Consider the following 18,835-nt stretch of genomic DNA (forward strand, 5'->3'; position numbering starts at 1 on the left):
AAATACAAATTAGTCAATTGTTCCTGTTCGTAAAATCGATACGTTCACATCGACATCGATTTGTGTATCTTGATACAACTTGTCCCATTGCTTTGGCGTCAATTGCAATTTGCGCACCGAATGGTCATATATTTGCCCAAATCCGATCGGATCGGTTTTGTATGCTTTTAATTTCGCTAATAACTGCTCGATTTCTTTTTTCATTTGTTTTTCGATTGCTCGTTCTAAAACATGAATATTGGCTTGCATAATCGGTTTCATTTTTTCAGACATCTCTAAAATTTCTGTTTGCATTTTTACTGTCACACGAAAATGCGGCGTTGGTTTTTGACTGACGAATGTAATTTTTCGTTTCGTGCGAATTTCGTTCATAACGATATTCACTTTTTTCCCCTTTTTCTTGATTAACAATGGGGCTACTTCATCTCGAGACACCGTAATATTTTTTAGTCCTGTGTTATATTCCGACGCAAGCATTTTAATATAAAAACTTTCATCAAGTCGCACCGTTCCAACAAATTTGTCTCCGCGAAATAACGCCACTTTTTCAATAATCGGTTTATCATCACGCAATGATAAACAAGGTAATACAGGGTCTTTGCCGACGTCGTAATAGCTATGAATAAACTCATGTAACGTCGCAGCAAGCAACGACTCGCTCCGCAAGTTTTTTTCGATTAATCGGTATAAGTATGTTCCTATATCTGGCGTATCTTCGTGTTTTTTACTTTTTACTACTTGCTTCGCGCTCGGTTCGGCAACCGCCAAGTAGACGAGCGATCCGATATTCGCATCGCGTTGCAACGTATCGGTTAATGAAAAAATGCCATCTTTCTCCGCTAATTCTTTTCCATATAGGACAACGCGAATTTGTCCCGAGCCTAAATCGTGGCTCGTTTGTGCTTCTAAATCTTGACGAGCGCCTTTACTCGTTTTATTTGTCGCTTCAATCACTTCCGACATCGACGAGCCTGCCGTTTGAAACGAAAGCATAACCGAACCGACTTCGTATAAATTTCCTTTTTTATCAAATCCTGCTGTCGTAATAATACCTTGTCTTTCTAACACGCGTGGCGAGACGCAACCACTTAGTAACAACATACAAGCAATGAGCCATTTCATTTGTTGCTCCCCTTTATCCACATTTTCATGCGCACAAATACATATAAAAAAAACGGATAAATAAAGCTAAATCCGAATCCGTAATACCCCACTTTGTCGATAAATTCATTAATGGTCGCTCGTTTTTCAAAAAATAAAGCGAGCGCATAAGCAACACACGCAAAAATGAATAACAAATATTTTTGTTTGACGTGAAAAAGCGCTTTTCCGCCGCGCGTCATCGCCCACATAAACATAAGTAAATTCGGTAAAATGACGAGCAACCAAAGCGGAATAACGACATATTCAAATCGTTCAATAAACGGAAATTTAATGATTGTAAACATCGATAACGATGCCCAAATGGTGACATCGAGTTGCATTGGGCTAAAAAAAACAATCGCAATGACCGTCACGGAAGCTACGAGAAATGTTGTGAGTAACACGCCAAGTTGGGCGTAACGATGCGCGCGTTGTTTTTCTTTTACGAACGGATAAACGATGTATAATACTTCAAACCCGAGCATCGTATACGCTGTTTTTAATACGCCGTTTGTCATTTGTTTTGGTGTCGCTTCCCAAATAGGAAGTAAATGGATCCATTCCGCGTATTTAAGCGGTTGAAAGACAACGATGACAATCCAAATCGTCATAAAAAATGTTAAAAAACTGACACCTGCTACGAGGCGAAATCCGCCACCGTATAGCGCATATACCGTTAAAACGACTAAAATCAGTGTCCCGCCCCAAAGGGGAAAATCAGGATACATCCACGTTAATGCCATTTCCACATAACCTAATAAAATGGACGTATACGCCATTAAAAAATAAACGACAACCGCTGCGTTAACGACCCAACCGAGCACTCGTCCGTAAACGAACGTATGAAGCGAAAAAATGTTATCATATTCTGTTTGTTTTAACGTTTGATAAATGACGAAAACGACGAGATGAATCCATAGACCGCTTAGCAACACTGCAATCCACGCATCTTGACGCGCTTCGACGAAAATGACGCGCTGCACACCGACAATTCCAAGTCCAATTTGCGCAGTATGAACGAGAAAAAAAACGAGGTATGCGTTAATCGATAGCCGTTCGTGTGGCGTTTTCATCATTCATCCAAATCCTTTCGTTTCATCGCTTCTCGCCATGAAAAGCGGCGAGAGTTTTTTGGACGGTTCGTTTTCGGACGCTCGCTATAAAACTTAATTGGCAAACGCATAAATGCATATTTCATATCTGCCAAACGAAATGGATAAATAGGTGATAAATACGGGCGTCCGAGCGATGTCAGTTTCAATAAATGAATAAGCAAAAGGCTCACGCCAATAAAAATACCAACAAGTCCCCAAAGTGCCGCAAGTAAAATGATCGGAAAGCGTAAAATGCGAATCGTTGCGCCCATTTCATAACTTGGCGCCGTAAATGAACCGAGCGCACTTAATGCGACGATAATAATGAGCACGTTGCTCGTAAATCCCGCATCGACCGCTGCTTGTCCGAGGACGATACCGCCGACGATACCCATCGTTTGACCGACTTTTGTCGGCAAGCGCGCCCCTGCTTCGCGCAACAACTCAATCATAAATTCAAGAAATAACGCTTCAATGACAGGAGGAAATGGCACGCGTGAACGCGATTCGCCAATCGTCAACAGCAACGCAGAAGGAATGACTTCGTAATGATACGTAATGACAGCGACATAAAGCGGCGACAAGAAGATGGAAGCAAAAATACCAAGCATACGAACAGCGCGTAAAATCGTGCTCATCGTCCAACGTAAATAAATGTCTTCCGTCGTTTCAAAAAAGCTAAAAAACGTCGTCGGACAAATAATAACCGTCGGGCTACGATCAACAAAAATGCCGATGCGCCCTTTCATTAAGCTATACGCCAAGCGGTCAGGAAGTTCGGTTAATAAATATTGCGGAAAAATCGTATATGCATGATCGTCTAACAGTTGAGCTAATACCGAGCTATCAATTACCTCATCAATATGTAGCTCCGATAGTCGTTGTTTTACAGTTTGAACGTTCGTTTCGTCCGCAACGTCTTGAATATAGACGACGCGCACTTCAAGTTTGTTGCGTTCCCCGATCGTTATTTTTTCCGTTACTAAATGTTCATCTGTAATGTTTTGACGTAAAATGCGAATGTTCGTATCAATCGACTCGGTAAATGACATTTTCGGACCGAGAACGAGTGATTCCGTCTCTGCCTTTTCAAGCGACCGTTCGACTTTTTCGGCAATATTGACGGCAAGGGCGCGCTTTTCTTTTTCAATGGAGATGACCGCCCAGCCGTCACGTATAACGGATGCCATCTCTTCCTCTGTTTCACATATACGTATTGCTCCAATCGGCAAGCAACGGGCAAGTTGGTCAATGGAGACGTCTTCTTGTTCATGAATAAACGCCAAAACGTTTTGTTGTAAGTGGTCATGATTAATTAAATTACTTAAAAACAGGACGTCAACTATTTTCCCTCGACATCGCATGCGCCGACACATGAAATCTGGCGAATGGGCGAGCCGTTTTGCGACATCATCGACTCGATTTTTTTTCGTAAACCACATCATGTTGTCCCCTTTTTCTTCCGCCTCGTTTTTTACTAGTTTGCAATAACTGCCCGTTTTTATACAAAAAAGAGGAAACCTTATTCGGCTTCCTCTTTCGGCATTGGAATAAAAATTTCTCCTTGTCGTTCTTTGTTTAACAACATTTGTAAAATCATTTTCGACAGTTGGCTCGGTTGATATGGCTTGACTAAATAGCTCGTCGCCCCGAGCGCCATCCCTTTTTCCCGTTCTTCTAAGGCGGAAGAAATAATAATTGGAATATTGGAAAGCTGGTCGTTTTGTTTTAACGCTTTTAACACGTCCCATCCAGATGCGTCGTGTTCTTCTAACATAATATCTAAAACGACCGCATCTGGCTTTTCTTTTTCAATGAGGGCAATCGCTTCTTTTCCTTCTTTCACGTGCTTCACGCGAAAACCGCTATCTTTTAATTCGGCTTCTAGTAACGCCGCTAAATGTTCGTCATCTTCGACAATAATCACGTGCGCATGTGCGTACTTTTCGTTATTGTCGCGCTCCTCTTCTTCCGTACTCGCGAGGGCAACGAGCGGAAGCGATACGGTAAACGTACTTCCTTTTTTCAATTCGGACGTGACGCTTACTTCCCCTTCGTGTGCTTTTACAATTTCTTTCACGATCGCAAGTCCAAGCCCTGTTCCACCAATACGGCGGCGATCCGAGTTATCGACGCGATAAAATTTCGTAAACAAGTTTGGCAACGCTTCTTCTGGGATACCTAATCCTTCATCTTGCACGTCAACACACAAGCGATTGCCTCGTTCGTAAATTCGCACCGTAATGTTGCCACCTTCTGGTGAATATTTGATCGCATTGCTAATTAAATTCGTAAACACTTGGGCAAGCTTATCGCGATCGCCTAACACCGTCGTTTTGTCCGTTTCTTTTTGTAAATGAAACTGATGGATTTTCGTATTTACTTTTTGCGTTTCAATGACACTTTCAATAATGGAGACGATATCTTCGTATTTTTTATCGTACGTTTGTTTTCCTGACTCCATCCGTTGCACATCTAAAAAGTCGTTAATGAGCGCGGTTAATCGCTTCGCTTCTTGGTAAATGGTCGTTAAATATTTTTTCTGCCGTTCAGGTTTTAGTTCTTTCGTCAACATGAGCTCAGTAAAGCCAAGCACGCTTGAAAGTGGCGTGCGCAATTCGTGGCTGACGGTGCTGACAAATTCCGATTTCATTTGGTCGACTTCAAATTGTTTCGTAATATCGCGATGGACAAATACCGTTCCTTGCCGTTCACCGTTACGATATAACGGTTTAGCGTACACTTGCATCACTTTTCGTTTTTGCGGTAAATGATATACAAACGGTTCATGTTCTTCATCGCCGTTAAAAATAATGGCTTGTAAATAGTCGCATAACTTTTTGCCCGCATCGGACTGTTCAACTAAGCCGCGCGCCCATTGTTCGTAACTTGCTCCTTCAAGCTCAGCAATCGTTTCTTTTTGAAGCAAGGCGACCATTTGTTTATTCACCATGACGCTATGACCGTCACGATCAACGAAATGAATACCCTCTTGCACCGTATTTAAAATATGTTGCACCGTCTCTCGCGCTTGCTCGGACTGTTCATATAGCGCAATTTTTTGCAATGAAATCGATATTTGTTTTGTTAAACCGACATATTCTTGAATTTCCTCATCGGAAAACGGTCCACTAAAACGGCTAAACACTAAGATCGCCTGCACGTCGTTTGTATTGGATAACACAGGTAAAAAGACGTCATGTACGAACATCGTTTCTTGATGATATCCTTTTTCAGACGGTGTCAGCTCCCGCTTCAACATAAACGGCTTTTTTTGTTCGAACAATCGCTGATGCAGCCCATTGTATATATACGTCAAAAATTGCTCGACGCCACTTTCTGATAAACCAAATGACGCATGCGTCTGTTCGTCGTTCATGAGTACGATCATGCCTCGATCCGCTTCCATGACACGTGCCATATTGAACACGATACTTTTTAACACTTCCTGTTTATCGAGCGAACTCGATAATCCGTGGATGAAATCGTTATGCCGTTTTAACTCTTTTTCGCGCGCTTGCATCATCTCAAGCGCTTGTTCAAGCTCCGCTTGTTGTACTTCTAGTTCGTCTTGTTGAGCAAGCAATTCTTCGTTGTGCGCCATTAAACTTTCTTCTTTTTCTTGAATGCTCGTTAACATTTTTTTAAACGCGCTAGCCAGTTTCCCAATTTCGTCTTCGCGATTTGTCGCTTCGAGCTCGTCATAAACGACTTGTTGATCGTTTGCAATTTTTTCAGCGACTTTCGCAAGTTCGTTGAGTGGTCTTCCGATTTTTGTCATCATGATGCGCGCGATCGTAATTAAAATAGCTAAAATCACAGCAATGAATAAAATAAACGCCGTTTGAGCAGTTGTTTGCGCATCACGCAACTGTTGAAATTCAAGATCAAGCTGTTCGCTTAATTTATTTTTATACGTTTTCATTTGAAATTGAAATTGTTCAATGGACGCTGTACCACCATTTTCTGATAAGCTCAACACTTTCTGGATATTTCCGTTTTCAAACGCTTCGATTGCTTGTGGAACGAGATCTCCAAAATAGTAACTAGCAAACTGACGCGCCTTTGCTACAAATTGCATATCGTCTTTTGTTGTTGCAACAAGTTCAAGCGCATCAATGGCTGCTTGCGCATTTTCTTGCTGGCGGAAAATGCTTAATTTAAATTCTTTTCGGTTGAACGCCAAATAGCCACGCGCATCGGAAAACGCTTGATTAAACGCCCGTTCCATTTCTTGCGCGTATTTCATTTTCGTTTCGATTTGATTCTTTTTTTGTTCAAACGATGTCGTTAACGACGATTGATAGACGAACAACGACGTTGCCCCAATAACAAAGACAACTAAAAAGCTTGCGACAAGAACGACAAATTGCCTCGCTAAACTTTTCCGAAAATACTTACGCATCTTCTCCATGTAAAATCGCCTCGATTCGTTGCACAAGTTCTAGTGGGCTATACGGCTTCGCCATAAAGTAATCCGCGCCCGCCTCTAGTACGCGCTGCTGGTCGGCTTGTTGGCTTTTTGCCGATAGCATCATAATCTTTACATGTTTTTTATCGGGCATATTTCGTACTTGTTGAATGACTTCTAATCCGGTATATATTGGCATCATATAATCAAGCAAAATTAAGTCATAATCGTTTTGTTTAATCATTTCAAGCGCTTCTTCGCCGTCGCACGCTTCATCAATGTCATGTCCTTCATCTTCTAACGTATCAACGACAAGCATGCGCAATACTTCTTCATCTTCCGCTAATAAAATTTTTGCCATTATTTCCTCTCTCCTTCAAACTTCTTATATGTTTGTTTCACGATTGCGTATGAACGTTTTAACCGTTCGTGATACGTCGGCTCTTCCCAACCGTCCCATGTGTACGTATAAAATTGTTTTGCATCTAAATGGGCCGGGAACGAAAATCCTTTTTCATACACGCCGACGCGAATGCCGTCAATTGTTTCGCTACTTTGTAGTCCCTTCTGCCACATATCCCCCATCGCTTCATGCATGCTCGGGTCTTTCATATTTAACAGCGCCCATGGAATGCGAATTTCATATCCGTCTTTTTGTTTGCTGACGCTCACGTCCGTTAATGAATTGTATGCTTCATCGTGCGGATTGGCTGTGCCGAACGTCATGACGCCTGTTTCATAAAAATCGAATGGATATGTTTTCCCTTTAATTTGCAATTTTTTATTCAGTGTGAGGCGAATCGGATGATACACGCCGTTATTTTTTTTGTTTGCATACGGCAGACGATCGATCATATTTAAAACGTGTCCGTAATGATAATAAAACGAATCGTAATAACTATCAATCCATAATCGTCCTTCTTTTTCACCGCGTAAATGGAGGACGAAGTCAACTCCTTCTGTTTTGACATTTGGCACGTCGAGAATCGTTGATTGTCCTTGATTTTTGATCGTGTCAAATAATATATATACGTCTTTGTCTTGTTTTATCGTTGTGTCGTAGCGAATGTATACGTATCGTTCGTCGCTCGTCATATATAGCGCACGACCGTTTTGTTGAAACGCTGGGGCGATTTGTTGGAATGCCCAATCTTCTTTTCGTCCGTCAACTTTGATCATTTTCGTTTCGTCTGGCGCAGGATCAAAACTTAATAAACCAAATTGTTGTTCGTTCGTTTGCGCGTTTGACCAAAATGGACGACGATCGGGATTGTCGTAATCCATCGTGTTCCACGTTCGTTTAAACCATTCATCTTGCCATGTGAAAATAAATCCGCCTGCCATGTTTTCATGGACGATGTCTTCGAATAGTTTTTTGTTAATCAAACCTTGCTCTTGTTCGGAATGAAATCCTTGATTCATCCCGTATACGTTACGGTGCGTCATGCCGCGCGATGACGGAACGCCAAATTCCGCGACAACGATCGGCATGCGATGTGCTTGCTTCATATCGTGCAAATAACCAGCATAGTTGTTTTTCTTGCCGCGATGGTCAATGTAATTGACATATTTCGGCTCATAGTTTAAAAAGTCTGGGTAATACGGATAAATGTGATATGACGCAAATAAGCCGCTATGCATAGCGTTTGTCGTATAGATGACGTTCGGATTCACCGATACGAAATCTTCTTTTTCTAACGGCTCGCTCGGGTGTGTCAACAAATCAGTCGTCACCCAGTTTGTAAAGCTCACCGGACGTTGCCAACCATACGTTTTCGTTTCATAAGCAATCGCTTCATCGATCATGCGCGCAAGCCAAATTTCAAACGGTGAGGCACCTTTGGTGTACACGTACGCCCCTTTATAATCTGACAAGCCCATATGTTTCGTGTTTGTCGCATGGACAACGGTGGGCTCCCACTCAACCCCAAAAATCCAACCGAGCACATATGGTGAAATGTCATGTTTGTATATGCCGCTTGCATGACCCGGACGAGGTGGGATCGCTGCCCGTCCATGCACAATGTCAATCGTTCGTTTCATTTCCGCAACAAATTCATCTGTATTGTCTTTTGCAAACGCATCGTTTGTACGTAAAAATGTTTCTTCATTGACCCAAACGCCATGAAATAAATATAAAGGCTGTTTTGCGATTTTGTTATATTCATAAAATGCTTCATAAAATGCGGGCGGATGAATCGTATACACCCGAACAGCGTTGGCATGCATCGCGCCAATTTGTTTAAACCATCGGAAATATTCTTCTTTCGTGATCGCTGTTTCACCCGGGAAATGACCCGGTTTCGCGATACCCATATTGACTCCGCTTAACAACACATTTTCCCATTTGCCATTTTTATAAATTTGGATATACTGTTCACCCACACGACCGGCAAGTTGAATGCCGTCGTCTGTTTTCACAATGACGCGCTCGTTTATTTGTTTTCTATCGTCATGCACATGTTTTAAAATCGTTTTCATCATCGGAACATACGCTTTCCAATAAAACGATACAGTGCTGTTTGGATCGTGACGTGTCGTCCATTTCCGCCATATATCGATGCCGACCGTTTGATATATGTTTGGTACATCCGGTTGGTCGGCGTAGTCGCCGCAAAAATAATACGCATCGTATTGCTTGTTACGATGATGGACGATTGCTGGAAACGTCGTCGGAAGCCCAACGGCGCGCAGTTTTTCTTTTCCTCGTTCCGATAACGAAAGCGTATATGTCGCTAACACTTCATCGTCATATAGTGGCTTAACGATGTCGAACCAATACGAATATGGAATCGAACCGCTAATACCAAGCTCTTTTTCTCCTGTTTTCGTCGGTGCAAAAAGAACTCCTTGTTTTCCGATTTCTTTTTTATTTAAAATGACGAGCCGATCATACTCATCAACAAATACATAGCCCGGTCCTGTAAATGTATATCGTTTATCGTATTGTTTTTCATAGTTTTCTTTCACCCAAACAGGCACTTCGTCATCTTCAAGCTTCGGGAAATAGCGACCAATCCAGCCCGTCCATTCGACGTTTAATAACGCGTAAAATTTGTTACGAACAGCTCGATCAGTTGGGCTCGCAAACGAATTAAACTCCGCAATGAGCGTTTTGTTTCCTTCAAACATCGCATCGTGCAAACGATTGACTTCTTGTTCCGTCAACCCGCCATACACTTTTTTCGAGCGCTTCCCCTTCTTTTTTTCTGCCGTAAAATCTTGTTCATATACACCGTACGTATCTGCCACATAAATGACATCGTACGGTTGTAACGATTTTGGCCACGGTCGTTCTTTTTTTGTCGTTGGCATAAAACCGACGTAATCGTTGTTCAGCTCGTAGCGCTCTCCATTTAGTTTGACGTATTTTTGCTGGTTTAATAGCCAAACGAGCCCTTCATGTTCACGATACGTGTCGTCTGGTACCGTTTTATTCACAATAAGCACATTCAACATCGTTTCAGGTTTTATTTTCCACAACCAATACGGTGAAGAAATGGCAAGAAAAATACATACTACATATCCAATGAGCCATCGTTGTCGTTTCATCACTTCGACACACCTTTTCTTTTCATTTCTCCCCATCCTTTTCTTTTTAAAAGCGCATCAACAATTCCTTCACAGCGCCATAATACAGTAAGCGGACGGTACCATAACGTCTCTGTCAATGAATAAAAAAAGAGGCGCGCAACATCGGAAACGGTTGAAAACTTTCGCACCGTCCATTCTTCTAACAACACGGCAGCCATGGAAAACATCGAACCGTATAAAACGGAAACGAGGAATAGTAAAATCGCAAATTCGATATATATGTCGCCTAAGATGAGTGAGATAATAATGAGGATGTAACCAAACAGTTCGACGACAGGTCCAAAAAATTCAATTAATAAAAAATACGGCATGGAAATGAGCCCAATCGACCCATAGCGCGGATTAAACCACATGCGACGATGAAGCCAAAGGCTTTCAAATAATCCGCGATGCCAACGCCGACGTTGTTTGCGTAAGTCAGTCATCGACTCTGGCGCTTCCGTCCAACAAACCGGATCAGGTACGTACACAATTTTTTTATCGGCATCTGTTTCTTTTATAAGGCGGTGAAGACGGACGACAAGTTCCATATCTTCTCCGACGGTATGCGCATATCCGCCCGCCCGAATGACCCATTGTTTTGAAAAAACACCGAAAGCTCCTGAAACAATGAGCAATAAATTGTGGCGACTTAGCCCGATGCGCCCCATTAAAAAGGCGCGCAAATATTCGATCACTTGCATGACAACGAGCGGTTGACGAGAAAGAGCAATGCGAATGACTTCCCCTTTTTCAATGTCACAGCCGTTGGCGATGCGCACACTGCCACCTGAAGCAATCACTTCTTCATCCGAATCAATAATCGGCTTCATTACTTTTAAAAAGGCGCGACGTTCAATGACGGAGTCGCCGTCAATGGAACAAACGTATGGATAAGAGGAAAAATTAATGCCAGCATTTAACGCATCAGCTTTGCCGCCATTTTCTTTGTCGATGACAAACAAGTGGGAAAACTTACGTGAGCGGTATACCGCGCGCACGCGTTTCGTTTTTAACTGCTGACGAATGACGCGCTTCATTTCAACAAGATCGAAATCTCGTTTCAACCGCTCTAACGTATCATCTGTTGAACCGTCGTTAATGACGACAATTTCATATTGCGGATATTCGATGCTCAAAAGAGAGCGCACCGTCGCAAAAATGCCAGCTTCTTCATTGTAAGCAGGCACTAAAATGGAAACTGGTTTTGTATAACTGACATCGAGCATTTCTTCATACGGTTCCCATTCGTCTAACTCGTACATGCGGCGCAATTGCACAAGCGAGACGATAAGCAAAAACGTATAAAAAGCAATGACTGCCATCATAAAGAAAAAAACGAACATCGCTGCGAATTTAATCATCTTCTCGCCCTCTTTCTAACCATTCGAGCGCCATATCGCGCGCATACGGATCGTCTGACGTTTGGGCGATTTGCTCGAGCATCGCCAATCCATTTGGCATGCGCAACAACGCTTCTGCCGCTTGCGACCGCACGGAAAATACCCGATCTTTCATTAACTGTTTAATGGTGTCGAGCAGCGTATGTTGACGCATGCGCGCACATAAACGAAGCGCCATAAGCCGCTCTTGCCAAACTTGTGAATGTAAATGAATGCGAAGTTGATCATCTTCAAGCGGAAACGCCATTTCAGCTAACGCTTTCAGTGCTCGAATGCGATACTCGCTTTGCTCGTGTTGAAGTAATGTACGCAAAAATGAAATGTGGGCAAATTTTTGCATAATGCCAATCATATCAATTAATGCATATTGCATTTTTTCGTTCCAATCGAAAAAATAGTCAACCATTTTCGTAAACGTATGATCGTCCATGCGCGACAAAATGAGGCGATAGTCGAATTGCGTAAACGATTCGTCTACATGTTTCATATATTCATACACGTGAGGATGGCGAAAAAGCGCAAACATTTTTAACAGTTGGCGCTTTTCCATCGTCGTCACATCTTTCTGTTCATACATCTTTTCTAACTCATGCAAAAGAGAACGAGTGCCAAAATCTTCAATGTAAAAAAGAGCGTTCATTCTTCTACCGAGCCGACGATGATGCAATTGCATACGTAAATAATCAACAAAATATGTTTCAGCTAACTTTGTCGTACGTTCTTTTATATCCCCATTTACGAGCACACGTATGAAATGATCTAATAGTTCCATCATCGCTACATATTGTGCGGACGATGATGGAGGGATAATTTGTTCGTCACCGTAAGCTAAATAACGAAATAACATCGGCTCGTACAGTTGTTTGTATGTTTCCACTTCTTTTTTCCATTTATAATCTTTTCTTTTTCTTACAATTAAATAAAGAAAAATCGTAAGCAATATCGTCAGTAAAGTGACCACAATCCAAGCAAACAAAACAAGTGAATCGGACACAACTAATTCATCCTTTTTAACATATGTCGTATTCTTGCTTCAAGCTCAAGCAGTTTAAACGGTTTGGTCATATAGTCGTCTGCCCCAAGCTCGAGGGCGCGGGCAATATCGTTTTCGCTTTTTCGTGCCGTTAACATAATGACTTTATATCGTGATGAATCTTGTTGATTTCTTAGTTGCTGCAACACTTCAAGTCCATCCATTTTCGGCATGACGCCGTCTAAAATGACGAGGCACAATTCTTTCCCACGATGCCACTCTGACGTGATAAACTGTTCACCGTCTTTAAACGCCCGCAAATCAAGCGCCACTTTTTCTTTCGCAAACATTTTTTGAACGACGTCGGTCACAATGGCGCGCACAATCGCATCATCGTCAACAATCGCTACTTTCACTACGCGACGATACGATGTTTCTTGTTTTTTGGCAAGCACGACACAGTTTCTTCCTGTATTTTTCGCTTTATACAATGCAGAGTCTGCGAGCTCAATCCAATGACCGATCGGGTTATTTGGATCGGTCACTTCGACAATACCTGTTGAAAACGTGCACGAAAACGTTGTTTCTCCAGATTGAAACGGAATGCGTTCAAATTGCTCACGCAGGCGGTCAAACACGAGAAACGCTTCACTCGCTTCGGTCGCCGGCAATAAAACGACAAATTCTTCACCGCCAAAACGAATAACGATATCGCGTGCACGAACGTTCGTTTTTAAAAATTGGGCGAATTGCTTTAAGACGACATCACCAATTAAATGTCCGTATTGGTCGTTTACTCGTTTAAAATGGTCAATATCGAGCACCGCTAAGCAAAACGGTTCATGCGTACGATGCCAATCGCTTTTCAATTGTTCATACGCTTGTTTTAAATATTTTCGGTTATACACATGCGTCAACTCATCTAACAAAAGCAACTCATCAATTAATTGTTTTCGCTCGAGTTGCCTGCGAATGCGCACGATAAACTCATCGATCGCAAACGGCTTCGGAATAAAGTCATCCGCGCCCATTTCATAGCTTTTCATACGCGTCTCTTTTCGGTCATCGATGCTAACCATAACCATCGGAACGAATTGTTGTTTTAATTTTTCTTTTAAAAACGTTAATACTTCAAATCCTGTTTTCGTTTGCATATGAATATCGATGACGACGCAATCTGGACGGACGTCGTAAAACGACGCGACTGCTTTTACCGGATCGGCAATCGCTACAACGTACCATCCGTTTTGCTCCAGATGTTCTTTCACATACATTAAAAACGACGGATCATCATCAATAAGCAAAACGGTCGGTTCATCGCCTTGTTTCGCCCCTTGTTCACCTTGTGACACGTCTCCAATTTGTTGTTCGTAACAAAGTTGAAAAAGCGGGGCGAGCCGCTCTTTCACTTCTGTTGTTTTCCATTTTTTCTCTTCATTTTCTCCCCACTGTTCCATTAACTTGCGCGCATAGTTTCCGATGTCGTTCATGCCGATCATCGCAGCTGTGCCCGCAATGGAGTGAAGAAGGCGATAGACGTCTTGATGAGCGATTTCATCAACCGCTTCCCATTCTTCTAGCCGTTTGCGAATATTTTTTAAAAAATGCTGGCGATATTTTTCATAACGATCCATAGCGATCCCCTACTACTTATAAAATGTATTGATCAATCATTTGGACAAGCTCGGCAATTTCAGGCTTACTCACTTGCGCTGTCGCTCCGACGCGCTCCCCTTTATGACGAAGATCGTCTGTAATTAAAGAGGAGAAAATGATGACAGGTAAATGTTTTAATTTTTCATCTTCACGAATGCGTTTCGTCAAATGATGGCCATCCATTTGTGGCATTTCAATATCAGTAATGACTAACTGCACTTCGCTTTCAACGGGTTTTCCTTTTTGAACGATCGCTTGTAAATAGTTGAACGCATCTTCGCCGTTTTCAAAAAACTCGACGTATACATATCCTGCTTCAGCGAGCGTATCGTGAAGCAGTTTACGTAATAGCGGTGAATCTTCGGCAACGATCAATTTTTTATTTGACCGCTCACGCTTACCTAGCTTTTTCACACGTTCAACGTTAATGCCTGATTGTGGGTTAATGTCTACAACGATTTTTTCAAAGTCGAGAAGTAAAATCATATTCCCATTTAACTTAACAACACCGATAATTTGACTTTCTAATCCTTGATACATTTGCGACGGTTTTTCAATTTGTTTCCATGATATGCGATGAATTTGCGTGACGTTATGGACGTGAAACACAACTTTTTGTTGATTGAACTGTGCGACAATGTATTTATCTTGCGCTGGATTGTTCGATGGCCCAAAGCCAAGCGCCTTTGCTAAGTCGATGAGCGGAAGCACTTCGCCGCGCAATTCAATAATCCCTTCAATGTACGGATGAGCGTGTGGCACTTTCGTCGGTGCAATCGGTTGAATAATTTCTTTCACTTTAATGACGTTAATGGCAAATCGGTTGTCCCCAATTAAAAATTCGACAATTTCTAGTTCATTCGTCCCACTTTCTAATAAAATTCCGTTTTTATTTTCCATAAAGCAGCCTCCATTACGACATCATTTACCGTTATTTTATCATACTTCCTTCATATGACGAAAAAAAATTTTAATATAAAAACTCGCTCACTTTTCGATTGGCGACGTTTGTGTCGATTGCGCAACGGTCCGCATCGCGTCCGTACTGCCATATCCATACATTCGCGCGGCAGTTTGGTACGTTCGGGCGAAACGTTGGCGCTTTTGTTGCTGGTGTCGTTCCAGGACGCGGATAAGAGCTCCATATGATCGTTTGTTGCGACACACGCTCGTCGTTTTTTACTGCCTCACAATATGCTTCACCGAATGCACCTTTCGTTGGATTCGCATAAATGCCTGGACGATATCCGCTCGGATAAAACGTATCGACCCAGGCGCGAATCCATGCGGCATCGACTTGAAATTCATCTTCAATGTTCGCGAAAATGACTTTATTTTTCGGAATGCCAAGTCTGCGTGCATGAAAAATCGCATTTCGTGCAGCTGTTCTTCCTTTTTCGTATTGTGTCGCTTCACGAAACGCATTGTAAATCGGTGCAATTTGTATCCCGTTTCTACGAAGGAAAGCCATTTCTTCTTTCGTCAACCCGTCCGATACGTTCGGCACTGTCGTTACATATCTTCCCCAAAATTTCGGAAAACCATATTCCTGTCTCACACATGCAAGCAACGCTTCCGTCACTTTCGCAGCTGAATCAACGCCCCACATGTACCATTCCCCCTTTTTATGTGTCTTTCCATATATATGCGAATGATACATGTCTAAACAAAACTTTCAGCTTATGAAAATAATACTTTATTCCTAGGTAAATTTCACTATAATAAGAGTAGATGATCATCACGGAGGATGTATGATGAAACGAGAGAGACAAAAAAAGCAAACGAGACTATTGCTGCAGCAAACGGCACTTCAATTATTTCAAACACAAGGGTACGATGAAACGACTGTTTTGCAAATTACGAACGAAGCAGGCGTAGCAAAAGGGACATTTTTTAATTATTTCCGTACGAAAGAAGAAGTGCTACAAAGTGTGTTTTTTTCGCATATGGAACGGGTCTATGAAAAAATGAAAAAAAGTGAACATGAGCATTGGCGCGCTCAAATCATACGGCTGTTTCATGAACTGACCGCGATGCACGAGCAATTAGGAAAAGAAGTAACAAAATCGATGGTACATATTTATACGACGAAACAAAAGCAATCGCTTCCGCTCACTTTATTTATTGATATGTTAACGCATTTGTTTGAAGAAGGAAAACGATGCGGAGACATTCGAACGAGGCGACCTTCTACGGCGCTTGCTTTAATAGCTATTCAATTATATTTCGGGGCGTTAAAATTATGGATGTTTTCGCACTTACCTGAATCGCTGTCGACTTTTACGATCGGTACAATCACGATGTTTGTCGACTATATGCAAAAAGAAGGGGACTAATCCCCTTCATACAATGGCAACGTGATGGTGACAGTCGTTCCGACGTTCAGTCGACTTTCGTATGCAATCGTTCCTCCCATTTGGCGAATAAGTCGGGCGGTAATCATACTGCCAAGCCCTGTCCCCTTCGATTTTGTCGTATAGTACGGTAAACCGATGTTTTTTAACTGCTCTTTTGTCATTCCTTTTCCTGTATCATGAATCGTAATGATCACTTGCTTTTCTTTTTCATCGACCGTTTTATGAATCGTTACAAGCCCGCCGTATTCGATCGCTTCCATTCCGTTTTTTATGACGTTTAATAGCGCTTGTTTTAAATAATGTTCATCCCCGTATACGTCGCTTTCTCCTTCTGTATATAGCTGCAACGACACGTTTGTCATCGTACCGAGCGGACTTAACAAATGAACGGATGTATGTAAAACGTCATCGATGTTCACTTTTTGTCGTTGGAATGACGTTGGTTTGGCTAATGTTAAATATTCCGTAATAATTTGATTCGTTCGATCTAATTCTTCTAAAATGATCGGGGCAAATTTTTTCACGTTTTCATCGACTGTGTCTTGACTTAAAAATTGGACAAACCCGCGCACCGTTGTGAGCGGATTGCGAATTTCATGGGCGAAAGATGCCGCCATTTCACTGACCGTTGCGAGTTTATCGATGTAAATCATATCGTCAAACTGTTCGTTAAATCGAATAAGCCGTTCAATCACGTAAATAAGCGCGACAAACATGGCGATAAAAAACGAAAAATATACAACATAAAACCGCCAAGAGAGCGGTGGAACAGCATATACGATCGTTGCAACATACAAAATAAGATAAATAAAAACGATCATCAGCCCATATAATATTTTTCTTTTTACGTTAAAAAAAGACGAACGAAACAATATGCCGACGATATATGAAAAGACAGATACGGTGATGCCAGCGGAAGCAAATGGACCGCCGATGATGAAACGACCGATCACGACCGTGAGCGTACATACTAACCCAGCTGTTTTTCCAATGTATAATGTTGTCACTAAAATGACGAGCATGCGAAAGTCGAAGTTTGTTTTGGCAAGCGGCTGAATCGGATACATCATACATAATATAGCGGTGAATGAGGAAACAACACCGTATATCATCTTTTGTTTCCATGTGAGCATCATTTTTCTTCGAAACGGAAAAAATAAGTTCGCATTAAAAACGAGTGAAAATAAAATGGTGATGTTGACAACGAGTGGTTTAATAATCGCAACAAACATGTAATGCCTCCATGACGGTTGTTCCACATGTATTGTAACACAAGAAGCGTGACGACTACATCCGTTTTTATTTTTCAGAAAAAACAAAAACATTGACATCTTTATGAACACAATAGACGTGGACAAATATGAAGCGTTACAATGATTGTGAAAAAAAACACGAAAGGTAGTGTCAAAATGAAAGGGTTAGCCATTCTTTTTGAAGAAGATCATACAGTAACGATTGTAGAAGATGTAGAAAAAGAACAGCTAGAAGAAGTGGCAGATGAACAAACAGAAGCTGTTCTTTGGCATGATGAAGAAATCGACTGGGACTACGGTTATTAATATAAGAAAAGCGAAAAGCGCCTGCCTATCGGCGAAGAGCGCACAAGTCCCACCGAGGAGAGCTCGAACCAAGCGGTCGCTTGGTTCTGCGTGGGTATATCACTGAAGTATCTCAATGTGTCGCCGTCGCAGTGTGGGACGGAGCGCATCACACCGATGGCGCTTGAAGCTAGACATGAATCTGAAATTTTATACATCCTTATGTTTAAAAAGCTGGCGTTCGTCAGCTTTTATTTTTTTGTTTTAATTTTTCAAAATTTTATTTACAATTTACAAAAAACTCTTTATAATGTAGAAAAGGGGGAAGAGTATTCTTCTCGCTAAGGGGGAATGAAACATGTTTGAAAAGTACAATGACATGGCACTCGTATCGCAACCACACGATCTCGCTAACGGTTATAAGGAAATCGCACAATTAGTAATCGAACAGGCGTTATTCCGGTTTGAAAGAGAGCGTCTCATGCGCGATATTGACAAGGCGCTTGAAGAACGGAATGAACCGTTGTTTCTAACCCTCGCGCAACAATATAATGAGCTTCTCGCTCGCTATCGTCATTTGGAGGATGTACACGCATGATCGACTGTGACATGACAGAACAGCACATAAGGTGAACGTTTTCAGCAAAACACATTGCGAAACGTTCACCTTTTATTGTTTAATAGAAA

Annotated in this window: 15 protein-coding genes; 3 read left to right on the forward strand and 12 right to left on the reverse strand. The window is 41.8% G+C overall.

Annotated features, from left to right (window positions below; translation table 11 throughout):
- Positions 1 to 9: 9 nt before the first annotated feature.
- From HNR43_RS00090 to HNR43_RS00140, 11 genes are all read right to left on the reverse strand, one after another.
- The gene (locus HNR43_RS00090; RefSeq protein ID WP_183239998.1) at positions 10 to 1,122 is read right to left on the reverse strand and encodes a Ger(x)C family spore germination protein; all 1,113 of its coding nucleotides are present in this window, start codon (positions 1,120 to 1,122) and stop codon (positions 10 to 12) included.
- Positions 1,119 to 2,219, reverse strand: coding sequence for a GerAB/ArcD/ProY family transporter (locus HNR43_RS00095; RefSeq protein ID WP_183240001.1), 1,101 nt, complete (start codon positions 2,217 to 2,219; stop codon positions 1,119 to 1,121). Before HNR43_RS00095 ends, HNR43_RS00090 begins: the two co-directional genes overlap by 4 nt.
- Complete coding sequence (locus HNR43_RS00100; protein ID WP_183240003.1) at positions 2,216 to 3,682, reverse strand: spore germination protein; 1,467 nt, start codon at positions 3,680 to 3,682, stop codon at positions 2,216 to 2,218. The genes HNR43_RS00095 and HNR43_RS00100 overlap by 4 nt, the downstream gene beginning before the upstream one ends.
- A gap of 77 nt (positions 3,683 to 3,759) precedes the next feature.
- A complete protein-coding gene (locus HNR43_RS00105; RefSeq protein ID WP_246346194.1) occupies positions 3,760 to 6,642 on the reverse strand; it encodes an ATP-binding protein in 2,883 nt (960 codons plus the stop codon).
- Positions 6,635 to 7,009 (reverse strand): response regulator transcription factor, encoded by a 375-nt coding sequence (locus HNR43_RS00110; protein ID WP_183240008.1) that lies wholly within the window; start codon positions 7,007 to 7,009, stop codon positions 6,635 to 6,637. The genes HNR43_RS00105 and HNR43_RS00110 overlap by 8 nt, the downstream gene beginning before the upstream one ends.
- A complete protein-coding gene (locus HNR43_RS00115) occupies positions 7,009 to 10,200 on the reverse strand; it encodes a hypothetical protein (RefSeq protein WP_246346195.1) in 3,192 nt (1,063 codons plus the stop codon). Before HNR43_RS00115 ends, HNR43_RS00110 begins: the two co-directional genes overlap by 1 nt.
- Positions 10,200 to 11,585, reverse strand: a complete 1,386-nt coding sequence (locus HNR43_RS00120) for a glycosyltransferase family 2 protein (protein ID WP_183240013.1) — start codon at positions 11,583 to 11,585, stop codon at positions 10,200 to 10,202. Before HNR43_RS00120 ends, HNR43_RS00115 begins: the two co-directional genes overlap by 1 nt.
- Positions 11,578 to 12,618 carry a HEAT repeat domain-containing protein gene (locus HNR43_RS00125; protein WP_183240015.1) on the reverse strand — a complete coding sequence of 347 codons (1,041 nt, stop codon included), beginning with the start codon at positions 12,616 to 12,618 and terminating at the stop codon, positions 11,578 to 11,580. The genes HNR43_RS00120 and HNR43_RS00125 overlap by 8 nt, the downstream gene beginning before the upstream one ends.
- A 2-nt stretch (positions 12,619 to 12,620) precedes the next feature.
- Positions 12,621 to 14,231: a diguanylate cyclase gene (locus HNR43_RS00130; RefSeq protein WP_183240024.1), complete on the reverse strand. Its 1,611-nt coding sequence runs from the start codon at positions 14,229 to 14,231 to the stop codon at positions 12,621 to 12,623.
- Positions 14,232 to 14,247: 16 nt separating this feature from the next.
- On the reverse strand, positions 14,248 to 15,153 hold the full coding sequence (locus HNR43_RS00135; RefSeq protein WP_183240026.1) for a chemotaxis protein: 906 nt from the start codon (positions 15,151 to 15,153) through the stop codon (positions 14,248 to 14,250).
- 70 nt (positions 15,154 to 15,223) lie between these two features.
- Positions 15,224 to 15,862 carry a glycoside hydrolase domain-containing protein gene (locus tag HNR43_RS00140; protein WP_183240028.1) on the reverse strand — a complete coding sequence of 213 codons (639 nt, stop codon included), beginning with the start codon at positions 15,860 to 15,862 and terminating at the stop codon, positions 15,224 to 15,226.
- Between the two features lie 145 nt (positions 15,863 to 16,007).
- Here HNR43_RS00140 and HNR43_RS00145 point away from each other — a divergent pair, with 145 nt between their 5' ends.
- On the forward strand, positions 16,008 to 16,589 hold the full coding sequence (locus HNR43_RS00145; RefSeq protein WP_246346196.1) for a TetR/AcrR family transcriptional regulator: 582 nt from the start codon (positions 16,008 to 16,010) through the stop codon (positions 16,587 to 16,589).
- Here the strand turns inward: HNR43_RS00145 and HNR43_RS00150 are convergent.
- The gene (locus HNR43_RS00150; RefSeq protein ID WP_183240033.1) at positions 16,586 to 17,842 is read right to left on the reverse strand and encodes an ATP-binding protein; all 1,257 of its coding nucleotides are present in this window, start codon (positions 17,840 to 17,842) and stop codon (positions 16,586 to 16,588) included. The genes HNR43_RS00145 and HNR43_RS00150 overlap by 4 nt on opposite strands.
- A 141-nt stretch (positions 17,843 to 17,983) precedes the next feature.
- Here HNR43_RS00150 and HNR43_RS00155 point away from each other — a divergent pair, with 141 nt between their 5' ends.
- Together HNR43_RS00155 and HNR43_RS00160 are read left to right on the forward strand one after the other, a co-directional pair.
- On the forward strand, positions 17,984 to 18,169 hold the full coding sequence (locus HNR43_RS00155) for a hypothetical protein (RefSeq protein WP_183240036.1): 186 nt from the start codon (positions 17,984 to 17,986) through the stop codon (positions 18,167 to 18,169).
- Between the two features lie 337 nt (positions 18,170 to 18,506).
- Positions 18,507 to 18,746, forward strand: a complete 240-nt coding sequence (locus HNR43_RS00160; RefSeq protein ID WP_183240038.1) for an IDEAL domain-containing protein — start codon at positions 18,507 to 18,509, stop codon at positions 18,744 to 18,746.
- The last annotated feature ends 89 nt before the right edge of the window (positions 18,747 to 18,835 follow it).

The organism is Anoxybacillus mongoliensis, assembly GCF_014201515.1.
Taxonomy (GTDB): Bacteria; Bacillota; Bacilli; order Bacillales; family Anoxybacillaceae; genus Anoxybacillus; species Anoxybacillus mongoliensis.

Bases quoted from the DNA above. Each gene is read 5' to 3' on its own strand.
- HNR43_RS00145 (WP_246346196.1), top strand. From the start codon at position 16,008: ATGAAACGAGAGAGACAAAAAAAGCAAACGAGACTATTGCTGCAGCAA.
- HNR43_RS00100 (WP_183240003.1), bottom strand. From the start codon at position 3,682: ATGATGTGGTTTACGAAAAAAAATCGAGTCGATGATGTCGCAAAACGG.
- HNR43_RS00140 (WP_183240028.1), bottom strand. From the start codon at position 15,862: ATGTGGGGCGTTGATTCAGCTGCGAAAGTGACGGAAGCGTTGCTTGCA.
- HNR43_RS00095 (WP_183240001.1), bottom strand. From the start codon at position 2,219: ATGATGAAAACGCCACACGAACGGCTATCGATTAACGCATACCTCGTT.
- HNR43_RS00110 (WP_183240008.1), bottom strand. From the start codon at position 7,009: ATGGCAAAAATTTTATTAGCGGAAGATGAAGAAGTATTGCGCATGCTT.
- HNR43_RS00135 (WP_183240026.1), bottom strand. From the start codon at position 15,153: ATGGAAAATAAAAACGGAATTTTATTAGAAAGTGGGACGAATGAACTA.
- HNR43_RS00105 (WP_246346194.1), bottom strand. From the start codon at position 6,642: ATGCGTAAGTATTTTCGGAAAAGTTTAGCGAGGCAATTTGTCGTTCTT.
- HNR43_RS00115 (WP_246346195.1), bottom strand. From the start codon at position 10,200: ATGAAACGACAACGATGGCTCATTGGATATGTAGTATGTATTTTTCTT.
- HNR43_RS00120 (WP_183240013.1), bottom strand. From the start codon at position 11,585: ATGATTAAATTCGCAGCGATGTTCGTTTTTTTCTTTATGATGGCAGTC.
- HNR43_RS00155 (WP_183240036.1), top strand. From the start codon at position 17,984: ATGATTGTGAAAAAAAACACGAAAGGTAGTGTCAAAATGAAAGGGTTA.
- HNR43_RS00160 (WP_183240038.1), top strand. From the start codon at position 18,507: ATGTTTGAAAAGTACAATGACATGGCACTCGTATCGCAACCACACGAT.
- HNR43_RS00130 (WP_183240024.1), bottom strand. From the start codon at position 14,231: ATGGATCGTTATGAAAAATATCGCCAGCATTTTTTAAAAAATATTCGC.
- HNR43_RS00150 (WP_183240033.1), bottom strand. From the start codon at position 17,842: ATGTTTGTTGCGATTATTAAACCACTCGTTGTCAACATCACCATTTTA.
- HNR43_RS00090 (WP_183239998.1), bottom strand. From the start codon at position 1,122: ATGAAATGGCTCATTGCTTGTATGTTGTTACTAAGTGGTTGCGTCTCG.